We start from the raw sequence: 1,294 nt of genomic DNA, 5'->3' as shown, positions 1-1,294 counted from the left end.
AACCACAGCAGAATGCCTACATTGAACGCTACAATCGAACAGTCCGTTATGATTGGTTGAGCCATTATCTGTTCGACTCAATCGCTGAAGTACAGGATTTTGCCACACGCTGGCTCTGGACGTACAACCACGAGCGACCGAACATGGCATTGGGTGGGATAACACCCAAACAGAAGGTGACTATGGCTGCCTAACCAACTCTACTTATCGCCCCGGTTATAAATGGGGGGATTACCCTAAAGCCAAAGTGGCGAGCTATTAGGGAGAAGTGTTTCATAAGTGCAGAGTTGTCAATTGATGGAAAGGAGTTTCTTCCAATCAAAGCCGGCATTGAGCCCACTCACAACCTAGAAAGCTTCATTACTAGATTAATCCACGTGCCAGGTTTGCGTGGCAATCCAGAGCGAACATATAAAATTGCAGCCTCAGAAGATGTATATCCGGGTTCGTTTGAAAAGTATGTTGCCGGAATTATTAGTGATTGGACGAGGTTGGTGAAATACAAAAGCAAGTACGACATTCTAAAAGAACAGCTATTTGAATTGGGTTTGGCAAGCAACATCAAGGCTTCAAAAGTAGACGATACAAGCGTTGAAATTCAAGTATCAAGGAATAAATCCGGAAGCGAGACTGATTGTGTGAATATTGCTGATGTTGGCTTCGGTGTATCGCAGACAATTCCAGTATTGGTTGCTTTAATTGGAGCTAAGAAGGGTCAGTTTGTATATATTGAACAGCCTGAGTTACATCTTCATCCGAAGGCGCAATTCAAAATGGCATCAATTATTGTGTCGGCAATCAATAGGGGGGTACGGGTAATTATAGAAACGCATAGCTCAATACTCATAAGGGGTATTCAACTAGCTGTCGTTAAGAAACAATTGGATTATAAAAAAGTTTCGCTAAATTGGTTTACCCAAAATAGTGAAAGTGGCGAAACAGATGTTGCTAAATCTGGTCTTGATGAACGAGGGGCATTCGGTGATTGGCCAGAAGATTTTGATGACACCAGCCTCACTGCTGAGCAAATGTATCTAGATGCAGTAGAGGAATCCTTTTGTGAGTAAAATTACACTTTCCTTTGTAATTGATGCGGATGTAGCGCGTTCATCAGGCACATCTGAACACCCTATTTCCAGTGGTTCTAGGTTTTGTACGAAAAGCCTTATCTGCTAACTTTACCTATGCAAAAGCAGCATAGGGGAAAACAATGGTCGGACGTTACGAGATTTCTGATGACGGCTGGGCACAGATCGAAGATATCGTGGCTCCTCCTCAAACCATGGGCAGACCC

General features: G+C 43.3%; 2 protein-coding genes. Both read left to right on the top strand.

Annotated elements, in window-relative coordinates; translation table 11 throughout:
- The coding region (locus MOY_RS17065) for an IS3 family transposase (RefSeq protein ID WP_009101851.1) at window positions 1–194 on the top strand (194 nt) is incomplete at its 5' end.
- 93 nt (window positions 195–287) lie between these two features.
- Entirely contained in the window at window positions 288–1,067 is a 780-nt protein-coding gene (locus MOY_RS15985; RefSeq protein WP_009101849.1) for an AAA family ATPase, read from the top strand.
- Window positions 1,068–1,294 lie beyond the last annotated feature (227 nt).

This window comes from Halomonas sp. GFAJ-1 (assembly GCF_000236625.2).
GTDB lineage: Bacteria > Pseudomonadota > Gammaproteobacteria > Pseudomonadales > Halomonadaceae > Vreelandella.
This window is presented reverse-complemented; position numbering and strand designations above follow the sequence as displayed.